This is a genomic window from Pseudorhodoplanes sinuspersici, assembly GCF_002119765.1.
Classification (GTDB): Bacteria; Pseudomonadota; Alphaproteobacteria; order Rhizobiales; family Xanthobacteraceae; genus Pseudorhodoplanes; species Pseudorhodoplanes sinuspersici.
Genome location: NZ_CP021112.1, coordinates 3,052,840 through 3,069,660 on the forward strand (window position 1 = coordinate 3,052,840; position 16,821 = coordinate 3,069,660).

At 60.1% G+C, this 16,821-nt stretch carries 15 protein-coding genes and 1 tRNA gene; 9 read left to right on the forward strand and 7 right to left on the reverse strand.

Annotation, left to right across the window (positions count from 1 at the left end):
* Positions 1 to 15: 15 nt before the first annotated feature.
* The 3 genes from CAK95_RS14765 to CAK95_RS14775 are packed head-to-tail and all read right to left on the reverse strand — an operon-like array spanning position 16 to position 3,793.
* Positions 16 to 1,275 (reverse strand): cytochrome c, encoded by a 1,260-nt coding sequence (locus CAK95_RS14765; protein ID WP_245303407.1) that lies wholly within the window; start codon positions 1,273 to 1,275, stop codon positions 16 to 18.
* The gene (locus CAK95_RS14770; RefSeq protein WP_086088592.1) at positions 1,272 to 3,038 is read right to left on the reverse strand and encodes a GMC family oxidoreductase; all 1,767 of its coding nucleotides are present in this window, start codon (positions 3,036 to 3,038) and stop codon (positions 1,272 to 1,274) included. Before CAK95_RS14770 ends, CAK95_RS14765 begins: the two co-directional genes overlap by 4 nt.
* Positions 3,039 to 3,043: 5 nt before the next feature.
* Complete coding sequence (locus tag CAK95_RS14775; RefSeq protein WP_086088593.1) at positions 3,044 to 3,793, reverse strand: gluconate 2-dehydrogenase subunit 3 family protein; 750 nt, start codon at positions 3,791 to 3,793, stop codon at positions 3,044 to 3,046.
* A gap of 280 nt (positions 3,794 to 4,073) precedes the next feature.
* Between CAK95_RS14775 and pdxY the strand changes: the two genes are divergently transcribed.
* The 6 genes from pdxY (at position 4,074) to CAK95_RS14805 (ending at position 10,229) form a co-directional block, all read left to right on the forward strand.
* Positions 4,074 to 4,925 carry a pyridoxal kinase PdxY gene (pdxY, locus tag CAK95_RS14780; protein WP_086091428.1) on the forward strand — a complete coding sequence of 284 codons (852 nt, stop codon included), beginning with the start codon at positions 4,074 to 4,076 and terminating at the stop codon, positions 4,923 to 4,925.
* Positions 4,926 to 5,058: 133 nt separating this feature from the next.
* Positions 5,059 to 5,955: a PhzF family phenazine biosynthesis protein gene (locus tag CAK95_RS14785; RefSeq protein WP_086088594.1), complete on the forward strand. Its 897-nt coding sequence runs from the start codon at positions 5,059 to 5,061 to the stop codon at positions 5,953 to 5,955.
* A gap of 1 nt (position 5,956) precedes the next feature.
* Positions 5,957 to 6,658, forward strand: coding sequence for an NUDIX hydrolase (locus CAK95_RS14790; RefSeq protein WP_086088595.1), 702 nt, complete (start codon positions 5,957 to 5,959; stop codon positions 6,656 to 6,658).
* Positions 6,659 to 6,706: 48 nt separating this feature from the next.
* Complete coding sequence (locus CAK95_RS14795) at positions 6,707 to 7,633, forward strand: polyphosphate kinase 2 family protein (protein ID WP_086091429.1); 927 nt, start codon at positions 6,707 to 6,709, stop codon at positions 7,631 to 7,633.
* A 437-nt stretch (positions 7,634 to 8,070) separates the two neighbouring features.
* The gene (locus tag CAK95_RS14800) at positions 8,071 to 9,630 is read left to right on the forward strand and encodes a 2-isopropylmalate synthase (protein ID WP_086091430.1); all 1,560 of its coding nucleotides are present in this window, start codon (positions 8,071 to 8,073) and stop codon (positions 9,628 to 9,630) included.
* A gap of 194 nt (positions 9,631 to 9,824) precedes the next feature.
* Positions 9,825 to 10,229 (forward strand): Spy/CpxP family protein refolding chaperone, encoded by a 405-nt coding sequence (locus tag CAK95_RS14805; RefSeq protein ID WP_086088596.1) that lies wholly within the window; start codon positions 9,825 to 9,827, stop codon positions 10,227 to 10,229.
* A 59-nt stretch (positions 10,230 to 10,288) separates the two neighbouring features.
* Here CAK95_RS14805 and CAK95_RS14810 read toward each other — a convergent pair whose 3' ends face one another.
* Positions 10,289 to 12,298 carry a TRAP transporter permease gene (locus tag CAK95_RS14810; RefSeq protein WP_086088597.1) on the reverse strand — a complete coding sequence of 670 codons (2,010 nt, stop codon included), beginning with the start codon at positions 12,296 to 12,298 and terminating at the stop codon, positions 10,289 to 10,291.
* A 168-nt stretch (positions 12,299 to 12,466) separates the two neighbouring features.
* Positions 12,467 to 13,516 carry a TAXI family TRAP transporter solute-binding subunit gene (locus CAK95_RS14815; RefSeq protein WP_157699632.1) on the reverse strand — a complete coding sequence of 350 codons (1,050 nt, stop codon included), beginning with the start codon at positions 13,514 to 13,516 and terminating at the stop codon, positions 12,467 to 12,469.
* Between the two features lie 241 nt (positions 13,517 to 13,757).
* On the opposite strand from CAK95_RS14815, the gene CAK95_RS14820 reads away from it, so the two are divergent.
* The 3 genes from CAK95_RS14820 (at position 13,758) to CAK95_RS14830 (ending at position 14,899) form a co-directional block, all read left to right on the forward strand.
* Positions 13,758 to 14,264 carry a Spy/CpxP family protein refolding chaperone gene (locus tag CAK95_RS14820; protein WP_245303408.1) on the forward strand — a complete coding sequence of 169 codons (507 nt, stop codon included), beginning with the start codon at positions 13,758 to 13,760 and terminating at the stop codon, positions 14,262 to 14,264.
* Positions 14,265 to 14,505: 241 nt separating this feature from the next.
* A complete protein-coding gene (locus tag CAK95_RS14825) occupies positions 14,506 to 14,706 on the forward strand; it encodes a hypothetical protein (RefSeq protein ID WP_086088599.1) in 201 nt (66 codons plus the stop codon).
* Between the two features lie 117 nt (positions 14,707 to 14,823).
* Positions 14,824 to 14,899: transfer RNA gene (locus tag CAK95_RS14830), tRNA-Lys, on the forward strand.
* A 12-nt stretch (positions 14,900 to 14,911) separates the two neighbouring features.
* On the opposite strand, the gene CAK95_RS14835 is transcribed toward CAK95_RS14830, so the two are convergent.
* Positions 14,912 to 15,955 (reverse strand): branched-chain amino acid ABC transporter permease, encoded by a 1,044-nt coding sequence (locus CAK95_RS14835; RefSeq protein ID WP_086088600.1) that lies wholly within the window; start codon positions 15,953 to 15,955, stop codon positions 14,912 to 14,914.
* A complete protein-coding gene (locus CAK95_RS14840; protein WP_086088601.1) occupies positions 15,955 to 16,818 on the reverse strand; it encodes a branched-chain amino acid ABC transporter permease in 864 nt (287 codons plus the stop codon). Before CAK95_RS14840 ends, CAK95_RS14835 begins: the two co-directional genes overlap by 1 nt.
* Between the last annotated feature and the right edge of the window lie 3 nt (positions 16,819 to 16,821).

Below are 16,821 nucleotides of genomic sequence, written 5' to 3' on the forward strand. Positions count from 1 at the left end.
CCAAACTCAGCGTGGTCACTGCCCGGCATTCGCGCTTTTTCGATACGTGCCGACATCTGACGATGCGACGGGCGGTGCGGCATTGCCCCATGAATTGCGAATATAGGTGAGGACGGCGGCGACATTGTCGTCGTTGAGGCGCCAGCCGAACGATGGCATGGCGGGGCCGGTTGGCGCGGCGGCAGTCGCGGCGCCACGGCTGCCCAACAGCACCACGCGGGTGATCGTCGATATGTCATCCGATTGCACAACGGTGTTTCCACGCAAACGCGGAAACAGGCGCGGGATGCCCGCGCCGGCGCTCGTGTGGCATCCTTCGCAATTATCCTTATAGATTGCGCCACCAGCGATCATGCGTGCATCATTCGGATCGAGCGGTTGCGGTGGCGTTCCTGTACCGGACTTGAGGTCCTTGAGATAGACGGCGATCGCGTGCGCGTCCGAATCCATCATCTTCGAGCTTGAATTGATGATCTCGTCGGCCATCGGGCCGGAGGCAATGGCGCGATCATTGACGCCAGTCTTCAGATACTCGACGATTTCACTTTCCGACCACGTGCCGATGCCTTTATGCGGGTCGGCCGTGATGTTAGGAGCCAACCAACCCTCTAACGTCGCGCCTTGCAGATAGTTTGCGCTCTTGTCACCGCCGAGGATATTCTTGCTCGAGTGGCAGGTGCCGCAATGACCGAGCGCTTCAACGACATAGGCGCCACGATTCCATTCTGCCGACTTTTGCGGATTGGGCTGAAAGCGGCCATCTTTGAAATTCAGCCAGTTCCAGAACAACAAGCTGGAGCGCTGGTTGAAAGGAAACGGCAATTGATTGACGTCGACGGCGTTTTTCACCGGCTCCAGCGTCGCAAGGTATGTACGGATAGCGAGAACGTCTTCGCGAGACAGTTTTGTATAGGCTGGATAGGGCATGGCCGGATAAAGACGTTTGCCGCCGCGGCCGATGCCGTCATGCAAGGCGGCAATGAAATCCTCATCGGTCCAAGCCCCGATGCCGGTCTCCTCATCCGGCGTGATATTCGGTGAGTAGAGCGTGCCGAACGGTGTCTGCAGAGGCAGCCCGCCTGCATAGGGCTTTCCGCCCGGAGCCGTGTGGCAGGCGACGCAATCAGCGAGTGTTGCGAGATAGCGGCCATGCTCGATTGTTTCGAAGGATTGACTATCGGCCTTGGCGATGATTGTGCCGAATACAAGCGTCATGAGCGCAGCGACTGTGCAGCGCCACAGCATTGCGGCGATTGTGCACGGCGTCCGTTTCATGACGGCACCAGCGGCCCTGGAGCTTTGAGATAAAGCGTGCGGATGGCGTCCGCGGCCTTGAAGGCCAGAGCGCCGACTGTGCCAGTCGGATTATAACCGGCATTTTGCGGAAAAGCCGATGCACCGACCACGAACACATTCGGCACGTCCCAGCTTTGCAGATATTTATTGACGACGCTGGTCTTTGGATCGCTGCCCATGATGGCGCCGCCCGTATTGTGCGTACTTTGATAGGGAACGACGGAATAGGGCTTCTTCCGGAATGACGTCACGGTTTGACATGGTTTGAGAGCCTTGGCGATCTCTTCGGCTTTGCGCGTGACATAATTCGACATGCGGATGTCGTTATCGGGGAAATCGAACGTTATCCGCATCAATGGCCGTCCGAAGCGATCGGTATAGGTCGGATCGAGATCGAGATGATTGCCGCGCGTCGCATAGCTGCTGCCCTGGACCGTAATGGCAAGCGTGCTGAGATAGTTGTCCGCGACCGCTTTCTTCCAGGCCGAGCCCCAGCGCGGCGTGCCGGGAGGCGTCGGATGCCGGCCGATCGGGCGCCCATTCGTGGGAATGCAGTTAATGCCGCCGCCACCGACAAAATCGAGGCCGGCGTGATCGAAATTATCGCCGTTGAAATTATCGACCGTTTGCCCGAGGGCGCCGGTAGCGATGAATGGATTGAAATTCTTGTCGTCGAAAAACATCTCGACCGCGGAATTGGTTTGGTATGCGTAGTTGCGCCCGACTGTCCCGGTCCCGCTCTGTGGATCGTAGGGCTGTCCAATCCCGGACAGGAGGAGCATGCGGACGTTAAACAGGATGAAGGCGCAGACGAGTACGATTTCGGCTGGCTGTTCCCATTCCTGCCCCTGCGAATCGACGTAGGTCACGCCGGTCGCGCGTTTGCCTGCTCCGTCAAGATTGATTCTGGTGACCTCACATTCGCTGCGGCACTCGAAATTCGACTTACGCATCAAGACCGGCAAAACCGTCGTTTGCGGGCTCGCTTTGGAATAATTGGCGCAGCCGAAGCGTTCGCAGAACCCGCAATAAGTACACGGGCCCATATTGACGCCGAGCGTATTGGTATAGGGCCGTGAGGCGTTGGCGGCCGGCGTCGGGAAGGGATGATAACCGACGGTGCGCGCGCCCTCTGCGAATAGCGTCGGCCCATAGGTCATGTCGAGCGGCGGCAGCGGAAAATCGCGGCTGCGCGCGCCTTCGAACGGATTGCCGCCGTCTTGGAGCTGGCCTTTTATGTTTCCGGCTTTGCCGGATATCCCTGCGAGGTAATCGAACTTGTCATAATAGGGTTCTAGCTCCTCATAGGTGATGCCCCAATCCTGAATGGTCAGTTCATCGGGAATGGAATTGGCGCCATAGCGTTCGGCAAGATGGCTGCGACAACGAAAATCGCTCGGCAGGAAGCGCCAGGTCTGCCCATTCCAGTGGACGCCCGCTCCGCCGACCCCATTGCCGGGAAGGAATGAGCCGAATTGCCGGATCGGCAAAGCCTGCTGATCCGCATTGTTGCGGAAGGTGGGCGTGTCCTGCGCCGGACGCAAAAACAGATCCTGCCGGACCGCATAGCGCAATTCATCCTGGATATAACCGATGTTGAAATCGGATGCCGTATCGCGCCAGGGACCGCGCTCTATCGCGACGATGTCGAGGCCTTCATCGGTCAACTCATTGGCGAGGATCGACCCGGTCCATCCAAGCCCGATAATGACAACATCTTTGGCCGGGAGCCGCTTTGCCATGCTCGCTACCTCTGCGCTATCCAGTCCGTGCGCCCGAGAATGCTCACGGGCGGAAGCGGATAGCGTTCGTTGTGTTTTTTGACGAAGTCCCGGTAGTCGTAACGCGCGCCGGGAAAACCAACGAGCTTCCAGCTCACCATCTCGCGATTGCCGCCGTAAATCGGATCGGCGAAAAACCCTTCGAGCGTATGCTGCAGAACCTGCTCGAAGAACTCCGGACCGTCGACATTGGGGAGCTGGATTGTCTTCTCTTCCAGGCCGCGCAGGATCGTGTCCTGCTGTTCAGGCGTGAGTTCGGCGAAAGATTTCTCCCCGAAATTGGCGCGGCAATACGTGTCGAGTGCTGCCAACCCGCCGCGGTAACGTGATGCCGGCCGAATGGGCGATTGCGGGCCCTGCTGCGGTAGCGCCTTTAAGAAGGGTGGCTTCATGTAAAGCCGGCGCGCATCGCCGAACGGCCCGGCCAGCAATCGATCGATATACACGGCACAGCCGGCCGCTTTGGCGCCCGGACCGAGGTCGTCTTGCGGAATCAGTCTGTCGAGGATCGCCTCGATCGCGATCGCTTCATCATGTGTGAAGAATTGCCAGGGGTCGGGCCGCACGGGCGTTGGAGGATCGGCCACGCCGGGTTGCCACGGAAGGCTGCCGGAAATGGACCGTGCATGCGCGCCAGCGACGCCGAGGATCGTCGCGATCGCCGTTGTCGCCAGAAACCTCCGGCGACTGACGTTGCGCAGGGACGCGGCTCGCATGCCAGCTCCAAGTCGGGTGAACCATAAACAGGTCAAACGCTCGGCAGTGACCTTGAGCCGGCCCGGCTTGAGAAAGTGTCAAGTCAGAGAAACATAAGCAGCATGAACTTGATGTAAATCTATTCACGTGCGTTTCCGGATCGATAGCCGTGACCCGTCCCGAGGCAGATCAGCTTTTATGATCGAAGTCGGCTCGTCATGGTTGGGTTTGTCATCACGAGTCGGGTATATCCTGGGCTCACGCGGCAAGAATGAACGCGGCGGGTCCAGCAAGTCAGCAATGAATATCCTCTCCATTCAGTCTCACGTCGCCTATGGTCATGTCGGCAATGCCGCGGCGGTGTTTCCGCTGCAGCGGATCGGCGTCGAAGTGTGGCCGGTCAACACCGTGCAGTTCTCCAATCACACTGGCTACGGCGCCTGGGCCGGGGAGGTGTTCGGCGCCGATCATATCCGCGAGGTGGTGCAGGGCATCGAGGACCGCGGCGTGCTCTCAGGCTGCGACGGCGTGCTCTCCGGCTATATGGGATCGGCCGAAATCGGCGAAGCAATCCTCGATGCCGTGGCGCGCGTGAAGCGCGCCAATCCGGCCGCGCGTTATTGCTGCGATCCGGTGATCGGCGACGTCGATACAGGCATCTATGTCCGCGAAGGCATCCCCGAATTCATCCGCAACAAGGCATTGGTGATGGCCGATGTGGCAACGCCCAATCAGTTCGAGCTTGGTCTGTTGTCCGGCCTCGATACCGGGATTGTGGACGGCCTGCTGGCGGCGATCGATTGGCTGCACGCGCTCGGCATCGGTTCGCTGCTGGTGACATCGGTCCAGACCGATGAAACGCCGGACCATTGCATCGAGATCATGGCGTCGGGCCGCGACGGAGCCTTTCGCCTGCGCACGCCGCTGCTGCCGATCAGCGTGAACGGTGCCGGCGATGCCGTCGCCGCGTTGTTTTTCGCGCATCTGATGCGCGGCATGGCGACGGCCGACGCTTTGGCCAAAGCGGGGTCGTCGCTTTTTGGGGTGCTGAAGATGACCGCCGAGCGGGAGGCGCGTGAAATCCTGCTGGTCGAGGCGCAGGAGGAGTTCGTGAAACCTTCAACGCTGTTCGAACCGGTGAAGGTGGGGTAGATCAAGCGAGCCGCTCATTCCCGCGAAGGCGGGAATCCAGCGTAAAAAAATGGGTCCCCGCCGGAGCCTGTCATCAGGCCGCGCTGTGCGCGGACCCGTTGGCGGCGACGAGCGGAAAACTGAAAGTGATCGCATGCGCCGTCGTTTTGTTACCCTTGATGTGTTCACCGAAAATCGTTTCACCGGCAATCCGCTGGCGGTGGTGCTGGAATCTGACGGCCTCGAAAAATCCGATATGCAGGCGATCGCACGCGAGTTCAATCTCGCCGAAACGGTGTTCGTCATGCAGCCGGCAAATGAGAGGCATCGCGCCTTGCTGCGCATCTTCACGCCGCAAACCGAATTGCCGTTTGCCGGACATCCAACGGTCGGTACCGCGGTGCTGCTCGGCTGCATGAGCGGTTACAACCTCGGTGCACATGATCTCGTGCTCGAAGAGACGGTCGGCCTCGTGCACTGCACGGTCGAGCCGAAGGGGAGGGAGCATGGTCATGCCAGCTTCGTGTTGCCGCGCCTGCCGGAAAAGCTCGAAGGGGCGCCCAGTGGAGAAGCAGCGATGGCGGCGCTCGGCCTGAACGCGAGCGATATCGGTTTTGGCGAGCCATCCGCCTGGTCTGCGGGCGTGGCGGTGAATTTCATCCCGGTGCGCGATCTTGAGTCCATCGCGCGTGCAACGCCCGACGCTTCACATTTTGACGGTGCATTCGGGAAGAACGGCCGCAGCGTCGCCTATCTGTTTTGCGGAGAAACCAGCGACCACGCTCACCATTTCCATGCCCGCATGTTTGCGCCGAAACTGGGCATACGCGAAGATCCGGCAACCGGGGCCGCTGTGGCAGCCTTTGCCGGCCTGATTGCCGAAACGACGCGGCCGGAGGACGGTTCGCATCGTTTCGTGATCGAGCAGGGATACGAGATGGGACGGCCGAGCCAGATCGAGCTTGGTATGACGATCGAAAGCGGCGCGCTGACCCGCGCTACCATCGGCGGCTCGGCAATCATCGTCAGCGACGGACATCTCGAGGCATGATGTGTCGTATTCGCAGGACGTGATCCGCATCGAGACGCTCGACCTGTCATTGGGGGAGTATGATTGGGGCTTCGCGCGGGAACGCAGCGCGGAGATCGCCGCGCATTTCGAAGCCGCGCAAAAGCAGAAGCCGGCTTTGTGGAACGGTCGCGTATTGCTGATGCACAAACGCGAGATCGCCGACGCGATACTTCGCGGACAATATTTCGAAACCGACTTCGCAAACTTCATGGCGTTGCGCGATTTCGGCTTTCCGGATCGATCGGTCGCAAACTGCTTTGCGCTTGGCGTCTTGCAGGGTTCGGACGGCGGCTATGTGCTGGGAATCATGGGCGGGCATACGATGAATGCCGGGAAGATCTATTTCCCGGGCGGCACGCCGGACCCGAGCGATCTCGTTGGTTCGCGAGTCGATCTGGAATTGAGCGTGCGCCGCGAGGTGCAGGAGGAGACCGGGCTTGCGCCATCCGATTTCGATATCGATGCCGGCTGGCATTGCGTGCCGGGACAGTCTTTGATTGCATTGCTCAAACCCATGCGCGCGCGGGAAACCGCGGAACAGCTTCGTGCGCGGATCATGGATCACATCGCGAGCGAGGAGGAGCCGGAACTCGCCGGCGCCGCCATCGTGCGCAGCCTTGCCGATCTGAACGATAAAATGCCGGCCTTCGTGCAGACATTCTTTCGCACGATCTATTTCTGAAACAACCGAGGCGTGCCGACAGCGCTTCGTCAGCATAAAGCGAAGACCATGAAGCTCGAAAACCTCGCTGACCGTTTCCGCATCGACAATCCCGACAAGTTCAGACTGGCCGATTACGATACCGGCGATTGCTGCGGCCTCGATATCGAAAAGGATGAGGCCAAGGATATGCTGAAGGACAGCATCAAGCGTCTCTCCGATCTGCAGGACATGCTCTATGCGCAGGATCGCTGGGCGATTCTGTCGGTGTTTCAGGCGATGGATGCGGCCGGCAAGGATGGCGTGATCAAGCACGTGATGTCGGGCATCAATCCGCAAGGCTGCCAGATTTTTTCCTTCAAGGCGCCGAGTTCACAGGAGCTCGATCACGATTTCATGTGGCGGACCACCATCTGCATGCCGGAGCGTGGCCGTATCGGCATCTTCAACCGTTCCTATTATGAAGAGGTGCTGGTGGTGCGCGCGCATCCGGAAATTCTGGCGCGCCAGAAACTGCCACCGAAGCTGGTCGGCAAGGACATTTGGAAAGAGCGTTTCGAGGACATTCGCGCGTTCGAGAAATATCAGGCGCGCAATGGCACGCTGATCATGAAGTTCTTCCTGCATGTCTCGAAGGAAGAGCAGGCCAAGCGCTTCCTCGAACGGATCGACGATCCATCGAAGAACTGGAAATTCTCGTTCGGAGATGTTGAGGAGCGCAAGCTGTTCGACGATTACATGCGTTATTATGAAGAGATGATCCGCGAAACCAGCCGTGATTATGCGCCGTGGTTCGTGGTGCCGGCCGACAAGAAATGGTTCTCGCGGCTCGTCGTTGCGTCCGCAATGGTGGAAGGGCTGGAGAGCCTCGGTCTGCATTACCCCGTCGTCGATGACGCCACCCGCGCCGAATTGCAGACGGCAAGGGTCGCACTGGCGGCGGATGTGCCGGGCAAGAACGGCAAAAGAAAAGGCAACGATAAGGCCGCGAGCTGAGCCGCCACCTCGCCCGGGTGAACGGTGCGGACGGCTTTTCCCTTGGATTGCCACCTATGACACGCCGTTGAGGATGCCCCCTCCCGGCTTGGCCGGCCAGATAAAGCAGCCGCCGGGCCTTGCAGGAGGGTGGCAAGGTCCGCTACATAGCGGCCCTATCCCTTGGGGTTAACGCCGGGTTTACCGGTCTGAGGCACCTTCGGGACTGGCTTTTCGAGGTTTTGGCACATGTCACAGCGCTTCGATATGCGCGCGACGGAACGGAGGGCGGTGAACGCCCTGTCCGGTGCTGCCCTCATTCTTGGCGGTCTGCTTCTTCTTAGTTGCCCCTGAGGGCCGGCTGGGCGCATGCGCCTGGGCACTCAGGGGAGTTTGACGAGCAAAACCCCCAATGAGCGCCCGACGAGAGGCGCATGCGAGACGAAGGACCAGATTTCATGACCACGGCCACCAAGTCCGACAAGGACCGCGTCGTCATCTTCGACACCACTTTGCGCGACGGCGAGCAATGCCCCGGCGCCACCATGACCCACGAGGAGAAGCTGGAAGTCGCCAGCCTGCTCGACGAGATGGGCGTCGACATCATCGAGGCCGGTTTTCCGATCGCCTCGGAAGGCGATTTCGCCGCTGTTCACGAGATCGCCAAGCGCAGCAAGAATGCGGTGATCTGCGGCCTCTCTCGCGCGGCGCCGAAGGATATCGATCGCTGCGCCGAGGCGATCAAGCCGGCTGCGCGCAGGCGGATCCACACCTTCCTGTCCACCTCGCCCGTGCACATGAAATACAAGCTCCAGAAGGAGCCGCATGAGGTCTATGAGATGGTGATCGCGCAGGTGACGCGCGCCCGCAACCACACTGACGACGTGGAATGGTCGTCGGAAGACGGCACCCGCACCGAGCACGATTTCCTCTGCCGCTGCGTCGAGGCCGCGATCAAGGCCGGCGCGACCACGATCAATATCCCGGACACCGTTGGCTATACGACGCCTGAGGAATATGCGGCGTTGTTCCGCATGGTGCGCGAACGTGTGCCGAATGCCGACAAGGCGGTGTTCTCGGTGCATTGCCACGACGACCTCGGCATGGCGGTGGCGAACTCGCTGGCCGGCGTGATGGGCGGTGCGCGGCAGATCGAATGCACCATCAACGGCATCGGCGAGCGGGCCGGCAATGCCGCGCTGGAAGAAGTCGTTATGGCGATCCAGACGCGCAATGACGTGTTGCCGTACTGGACCAATATCGACGCGACGATGCTGACGCGGGCGTCGAAGCTGGTCTCGGCCGCGACCTCGTTCCCGGTGCAATACAACAAGGCGATTGTCGGCCGGAATGCGTTCGCGCATGAATCCGGCATCCACCAGGACGGCATGCTGAAGAATACCCAGACCTACGAGATCATGACGCCGGAATCGGTCGGCGTGAAACAGACCTCGCTGGTCATGGGCAAGCATTCCGGCCGCCACGCCTTCGTGCACAAGCTGGAAGAGCTCGGCTACAAGCTGGGTGCGAACCAGTTGGAAGATGCGTTCACGCGCTTCAAGGCGCTGGCCGACCGCAAGAAGCACATCTACGACGAAGACATCGAGGCGCTGGTCGATGAGGAAATCGCCACCGCGCAGGACCGCATCAAGCTGGTGGCGCTGACGGTGATTGCCGGCACGCGCGGGCCGCAATCGGCGACGCTGGAGCTCGATATCGACGGCCGGCATCAGACCATCCAGGCGACCGGCAACGGCCCCGTGGACGCGACCTTCAATGCCATCAAGGCGATCATCCCGCATGAGGCGACGCTGGAGCTGTATCAGGTCCATGCCGTGACCGAAGGCACCGACGCGCAGGCAGAGGTGTCGGTGCGGCTGGCGCAGGGCGATTATGCGGTGACCTCGCGCGGTGCCGACCCCGATACGCTGGTGGCCTCGGCCAAGGCCTACCTCGGCGCCCTGAACAAGCTGACCGCCCGCGGCGCCCGGACCCACGCCCAGCATTCGGCGCAGTAAGCTTAAAGATCGATCAGAGGCGCAGCATTTGCCGGGCCTCTGATCATCTGCCCCATTAGGGCCGCATTATCCGAGAGTTTCTGAAAGATTTCTTGATCATTTTAACCACGAACCTTTTCCCGTTTGGGTTGTTTGTCGCCCTCCGATGCGGTATCCCGCGCCGCAGCAATCATAAAAAACGTGGAGTTGACTTGATGTGGAAGGCGTTGATCGCCGGCCTGTTCGCATTGGTTTTTGCGGGGTCGGTTCAGGCGAATGCCCAATCAGCAAATCCCGAGCTGGAAAGTGGTATTTCGCGCTTCAAATCGGCTCTGCGTCTGACGCCGGAGCAACACAAACACTGGCCGCGCGTCGAAGCGGCCCTGCGTGCGATGGCGCGTGATAATGAGCGCGCTGAAACTGACCAAGAACAGCGGCCCGGGCTGGTCCGCCGCGTGCGCAATCGTGTTGGTGAGATTGCGTCGAATGCAGGTTCGATGGGCCGGCTGGTTGCCGCCGCGCGTCCGCTGGTGAAGTCGCTCGATCCGGACCAGAAGCGCGAAGCCATCCAGCTTGCCCGCTCAATGGGATTCGCAAGTCTCGCGGCCCGCTTCGAGTAGCGTCACTCGCATATCGCATGATGCGTTATGAGGGCCGCTTTCCAGCGGCCCTTTTCTTTTTACATCTCGCGTTTGGCTTCCATCATCAGAGCCGACAGGTCCTGAGTGGTGTCAGCTGATTCTGCCGGGCGAATAGCCGGCGGCGCCACGATGTGGTGGCGCATGAGCCCCGCGAGCAGCAGGATGGCGCAGAAGGGCGATGCCATCAGGGCCCATGTGTCGTTCGGGAGGAACAGCACGAAGGCCGCAATCACTGCCAGAACAAGCCTTAGCGCGATATCGCTTCCGGCATGGGCTGAGAAGCGGCCGAACATCGCGAAGGCAATGGCGGAAGTGCCGATCAGCACCAGCAATGTATCGACGACCTGCAGCCAGCCGGTCGTGACCACCATGTTCGAACGGGCGAAGATCGCAAACGTCATCAGCGTGATCGGCAGGCAGATCTTCAGTGCTTCCCACATCGTCTTCATGAACGATGCTTCCGCGATGCGGGCTGATATCGCTGCCGTCAGCGATGTCGGCGGCGACAGCTCGCCCCAGACCGAAATCAGGAACACGAAGAAATGCGCCACCCACGGGTTGACGCCGAGAGACACCAGCGGCTGCACGATGATGACGGCGCCGATGATATAGGTCGCCGTGGGCGGAAGGCCGGCGCCGACCAGCCAGCCGAAAATGTAGGCCATCGCGATCATGGCAAGGATGTTCCACGATCCGAGGTCGAGCAGCGTCGCGCCCATGCGGTTGATGAAGCCCGTGACTGTGAACAGGCCGATCATGATGCCGAGCGTTGCCAAGAGCAGCGTCAGATAGGACGTCATGTCGCCATGCGTCTCGATGCTGAGCCTGATGTTGCCGAGCAGCGTCTCCTTGGCGACTTCGGGATCCTTCAGGACATGCTTGAAATAGAGGAAGTTCAGCATCAGGAATGCGAACATGAAGGCGGCCGTGTAAAGCGCGGCCAGCAACTCGCCGGTGCCAGCATATCCCATCAGGAAAATCAGAAAGAGCACCGAGACGAAGAAGATTGAGGTCTTCACCTGATCGTAGGTAACGACCGGTGGCGAGGTGATCTCGTCGCGGGGCAGCAGCCGCACGCAAAGAAGATAAACTGCCAGTGCCAGCGAAACGTAATAGACGGCTGCTAGCGCGAAGCCGCGGGCGACAACGTCCCAATAGGGCACGCCGAGGAATTCCGACATCAGGAACGCGCCGATGCCCATCAGCGGCGGCATCAGCAGGCCGCCCATCGACGCGGCAGTCTCCACTGCAGCCGCAAATGCGCCCGGAACGCCGTAGCGCTTCATCAGCGGAATGGTGATGCTTCCCACCACCACCGCATTGGCCGAGCCGCTGCCGGAAATGGTGCCGACTGCAAGCGAGCCCAGCACTGCGGTTTGCGGCACCATCTGACGGGACCGGCCGGCGAGCCTGCGCATCACGTTGATCATGGCGCTTTGAGCGCCGAATCCGCGTGCGGCCGCGGCCAGCAGCAGAAAGGCCGCAATCACGGTGAGCGCGATCTGTCCGTAGATGCCGTAGATGCCGGTCGACATCTCGACCGTGCTCGATGTGACGATCCGGTAGAACGAGGTGCCTGGATGCCAGAAGAAGTCGAACGGGCTGAGGTAGCCGTACAGCGTGTAGAAAACGAGGACCAAGTTGATCCAGAACAGCGCCGGATGCGCCAGCCGCGACAGTTCCATCACCAGTAGGAACATCAGCAAGCCGCAGACGAAATCCTCGCGCGTATAGGAGCCCTGGCGGTAGATCGCGATCTCTTCGAATTCCCAGAAGAAATGCCAGAAGGCATAAGCCGCGATGGCGAGATAGATCACGATGATGGCATCGTTCACGCGCGGCGGCAGCCAGGGGTAAAGATATCCTTCGCGGTACATGAACAGGGTTTGCAGGATGACAGTGATTGGAATCAGGTGAGCCACCAGTTCCTGCGGGCCGCCCGATCCCGTGTAGAAATACCAGAGCAGCCAGCACAACAGCACGGTTGAGAAAAGCAGGATCAGATTGTTGAGGCTGAACTGCCTCTTGATTCCCTCGAACGATGTCATCGTCTGGTCCCCTCGCTTCTTAATGCTTCTTGTTGTTCTGTGCCTTTCGCCACGTCTTTACGCGCGGCGTCATCACTGCCGCATTGCCGGTGGCCGCAGGTCAACGGGGCGAGGGAATGCGCCTGCCCGCGCATCGACCTCGCCCCCAATGATCAATCGATCGTCCGCCTAGCTCGCGCTGGTCGCGATCTTCCACTTGTCGTCCCAGGCTTTGTGTTCTTTCAGAAACCTCGCGAGTCCGGCATGGACCGGAATATCCGGATTGGCCTTGATGCCGTTGACCTGCATGCCGACGAAGTCCTTTGCCATCGAGGCAAAGCCCGGATCGGCCTTCGCGAGCGCATCGCGATTTTTGTAGAAGGCGTTCAGGAGCTTGTAGACCACGTCCTCCGGCATGTCGGCACGCATATTGTAGCCGAACAGGATCGGCACCGCCTTGATGCCGTCGACTCCGACGTCCTTGGTGAAGACTTTCGGATCGACATCGGCAACCACGAGACCTGCTGATTGTAGCTTTGCGATTTCGTCGGGGCAGGGATTGACGATCTTCACGTCCATGCGGACATCGGTTTCCTTCCAGTACGGCGCGAGCGAACGCCCCGCGGTCGTATAGGCCACGGACCCTGCGATCGTGCCGCCCTTCAGCGCGTCAGACTGCGTTTTGGGATCGATCTGCACATGCTTGAAGTCGTAGCCGAGCGCTTTGTACATGCGCTGGAAATTCAGCCAGTTCATGAAGCCGGCGGGCGTGAAGAAGGTGGGCTTGCCGCTCAGATCCTTCAGGCATTTGAATTGTGCGGCTTTGTCGGCCGGCACCGCCATAAAGGATTCCATCGGATACGCGTACCAGGTGTGAACCAGTTTGCTTTTCGCTGGGGTGTAATTCTTGAAGCCGCCTTCGCCCGCATAGAGCTGGGTCATGCCGACATCGGCGGTGTAACCGATCTCGCCGGTGCCATCCATCGCAGCCTTCATGGCCGCCGTTGTTGCCGGATACGGATTGACCGTGATCGTATATTCGCCGCCGAGCGCCTCTTCCGCGATCTTCACCATCGCGGCGGCGACCTTGTAGCCATAGGAATCGACGCTGGATGTGGACCAGCGAATCGATTTTCGCTCCTGCGACTGCGCGAGCGGCGCTGATACCAAAATGAGAGCGGCCGCGAGTGTTGCGGCGGAGACAGCGGGACGGAGTCCGTCCTTCATGTTCTTCATCATGTTTATCCTCCCTGACGATATCTTTTTATCCGCAGGACCCGGCATTGCCGATCCACGGTGATGGTCTGGAGTGTAAGCCGATCCTGCGGCCGGCGCTGCCGCAAAAAGCGGCGGTAAAGTGGCAAATCGCCGCGCGGGTTCCATCGGCGCGAGCCTGAAACCTGTCCGATAATTAAGTTGTGGATCGCCATATTGGCGTTAGCTTTCGAGGGCCGCTGCAATCGCGGTTAAGGAGAGGGCAATGTTCCGGAAAATCCCGATCGGGCTTGTCGCAGCCAGCATGGTGTTGTCGTCGGCTGCCCTTGCGCAGCAATCTGCACCGTCTACCGATGGCGTGCGCAGCGAGCGCGGCACAGGGGATCGCGGCGCGCGCCTGTCTCCTGATGACCGGGCTGCGTTCGTCGATGCGCGGATTGCTGCACTGCGTGCGGGCTTGCGGCTGAATGCCGATCAGGAAAAGAATTGGCCGCCGGTGGAGAGCGCTCTTCGCGATCTTGCCAAGGAGCGGGCGCAGGCGATGGAACAGCGCCGTCAGCGACGAGAATCGGATGAGCGTCCCGATCCGATCCAGAGGCTCCGCAATGCTTCGGAGGCGATGAGCAACCGGGGTGCTGCGCTGAAGCGTCTCGCGGACGCCTCGGAACCGCTGTATCGCAGCCTCGATGATGCGCAGAAGCGGCGGCTCGAGGTCCTCGGCCGCCAAGTGATGCGACCGCATGGCATGGGCCGTCGAGGCCGACATCGATAACAGGCCAAGAACAGTTCGTAGCGGCGATCACTTAAAGCCCCCAGCCCCCGATCGCCGTGACGCAGGAGGCCGCCGGGACCCCCGCCCGGCGGCCTTTTCTTTTGCCGAAGACGGGTATGGTCACCCCGCGCGCCCCTGAAACCTGTGTTGGATCGATCGGTCTTGCTCGCGCGTTTGATGTCCAATGGCCGACTTCGGCCGGCCGATGCGGCACAGGGAGTGCAATACAGGGAGTGCAATTATGAGTGGCGAAGCCGGCGGATGGATGTGGATTATCGTCGACGTTGGGGCGGTTGTGTTGCTCGGCCTTGGGCTTCTTTATGGCCTTTTCGTCTGGCGGAAACGCCGGAGCCCAGAGGTGGACCGCCTCCGCGACCGCAAGACGGAGGAACTGCACCGCCGGCCGGATCCAGACGAAAAGGCCCCGATTGTCGGCCGCTAGCCGAGACTAGGGGGCCTACAGGCTTTATCCCCGAATCAAAGCCCGGCATTGCTGGACACCCAGCCTCTGCTTTGCTAAACGGACCGCGCTTTCGCCTTATGGGCGAGTAAGTGGCCCGGGTGCATAGCTCAGTTGGTAGAGCAGCTGACTCTTAATCAGCGGGTCCAAGGTTCGAATCCTTGTGCACCCACCACGCTCCCATTCTCTACATTTCGACACGGTCATTTTTTTTGTCGGCGCCCGCCATCACCACGTGTCGCGCCAAGGGAAATAATTGCCAGCCATAACGATCGGCGACATAGCCCCACAGCCCCTTTGGGGCCTTCAACATGACCGCAATAGCAACAAGTCCGAGCATCAGCAAATATAACGCGCCGAGATCGGACATGGTTTGCCGCAGAACGAAGAAGACGATCGTGCCGATGATCGGGCCTTCCAGTCGCCCTATGCCGCCAATGACGGTGATAAAGATCACGAACGCGGTCCAGTCATTGATGCTGAAAGCGGTGTCGGGCGAAATGCGCAGTTTTTGCAGGAATATCAGTGCTCCGATCGCTGCGGTCGCGCCGGCGGTGATGATGTAAACGATCAGCTTGATACGTTTCACATCGATACCGTTCGAGAGTGCAGCCGTCTCATTGTCGCGGATCGCGGTGAGCGCGAGGCCATAGCGCGATCGCAGCAAGATCACGATGATGCCGAGGATTGCGGCGAGCAAGGCAAGCGATACCCAATAAATGAGGAATTCACGCAGCTGACGCGTTTCCGCCATCGACACCACGATCTGGGCCGGCAGGCTCGTGCCAGATCCGCCGCCTAAAGCAGAAACTTGCGAAGCAAACAGACGAAACACCTCGGCCACAACCCAGGTGCCGATTGCAAAATAATGTCCACGCAGGCGAAACATCAGCAGCGCCACCGGTATTGCAACAAGCGCCGACGCGACGCTCGCGATCGGGATCGTCCAGAGCGGCGGAATGCCGGCAAGCATGGAGAGTCCGAAAAGGAGATAGGCGCCGAGGCCGACGTAAGCTTGCTGGCCGACTGATACGAGACCGGCGTAGCCCGCGAGCAGATTCCACAGGCTTGCGAGCGCCATATACGCAAAGATTTCCGCGAGCAGACGCAGGTCGGCCCGATCGGCCCAGTAGGGGGCGGCGGCAAGCGTGACGAGAAGCACGGCAAGAACGCTCATGCCGATGCGGCTGAAACGCGTCGTGTGTTCGATGGTGAAGGTTTGCTCGCTCATCACTGCACCTTCGGGAACAGGCCTTGCGGCCGGACGGCGAGAATGAAGAGAAACACCAGATGACCGGCGAGCAGGTTCCAGCCAGGATCGAGTTGCGCGCCGATGGCTTGCGACACACCGAGAATGATACCGCCAGCCAGAGTGCCCCACATCGAACCGAGGCCGCCGATGATGACCGCCTCGAAGCCGAAGATAAGCCGCGCAGGCCCGATCGATGGATCGAAATTCGTGCGCACGGCGAGGAAGACGCCGGCTACCGCAACAATGGCAAGCGAGAGCGCCATCGCAAGACCGAAGACATGCCGGTTGTCCAGCCCCATCAATTGCGCAGTGGATTGGTCGTCCGATGTCGCGCGGAAGGCGCGGCCGATGGCGGTGCGATAGAACAGAATCTGCAAGGTGCCGATAATGGCAATGGCGACAAGAAATTGGATCAGCGGAAGAATGCCGATCGAAATCCCTTGCGCAATCTGGATGCTCGCGATCTCGATCGGTCCGGCATTCAGCTTTCGGCTGTCGGCGGTGAAGAGTTCAAGCAACCCATTCTGGATGATGATTGACAACCCGAAGGTGACAAGAAGGGGCGGGAGGAGATCGTCTCCCAGCGTTGGATTGAGGATCGCACGCTGCAACACATAGCCGAATAACGCCATGACCGGAATGACAATGACAAGTGACAGCAGCGGATTGATCCCGAGCGCTTCGGTGACCAGAAGGGCCACATAGGCAGCCAAGACGATCAAATCGCCATGGGCGATATTGACGAGCCGCATGATGCCGAAAATGAGCGACAGTCCTGCCGCGAACATTGCATAGAGTCCGCCGAGCAGTATGCCCTGTACAATGGTGTTTGCCCATTCCACGTA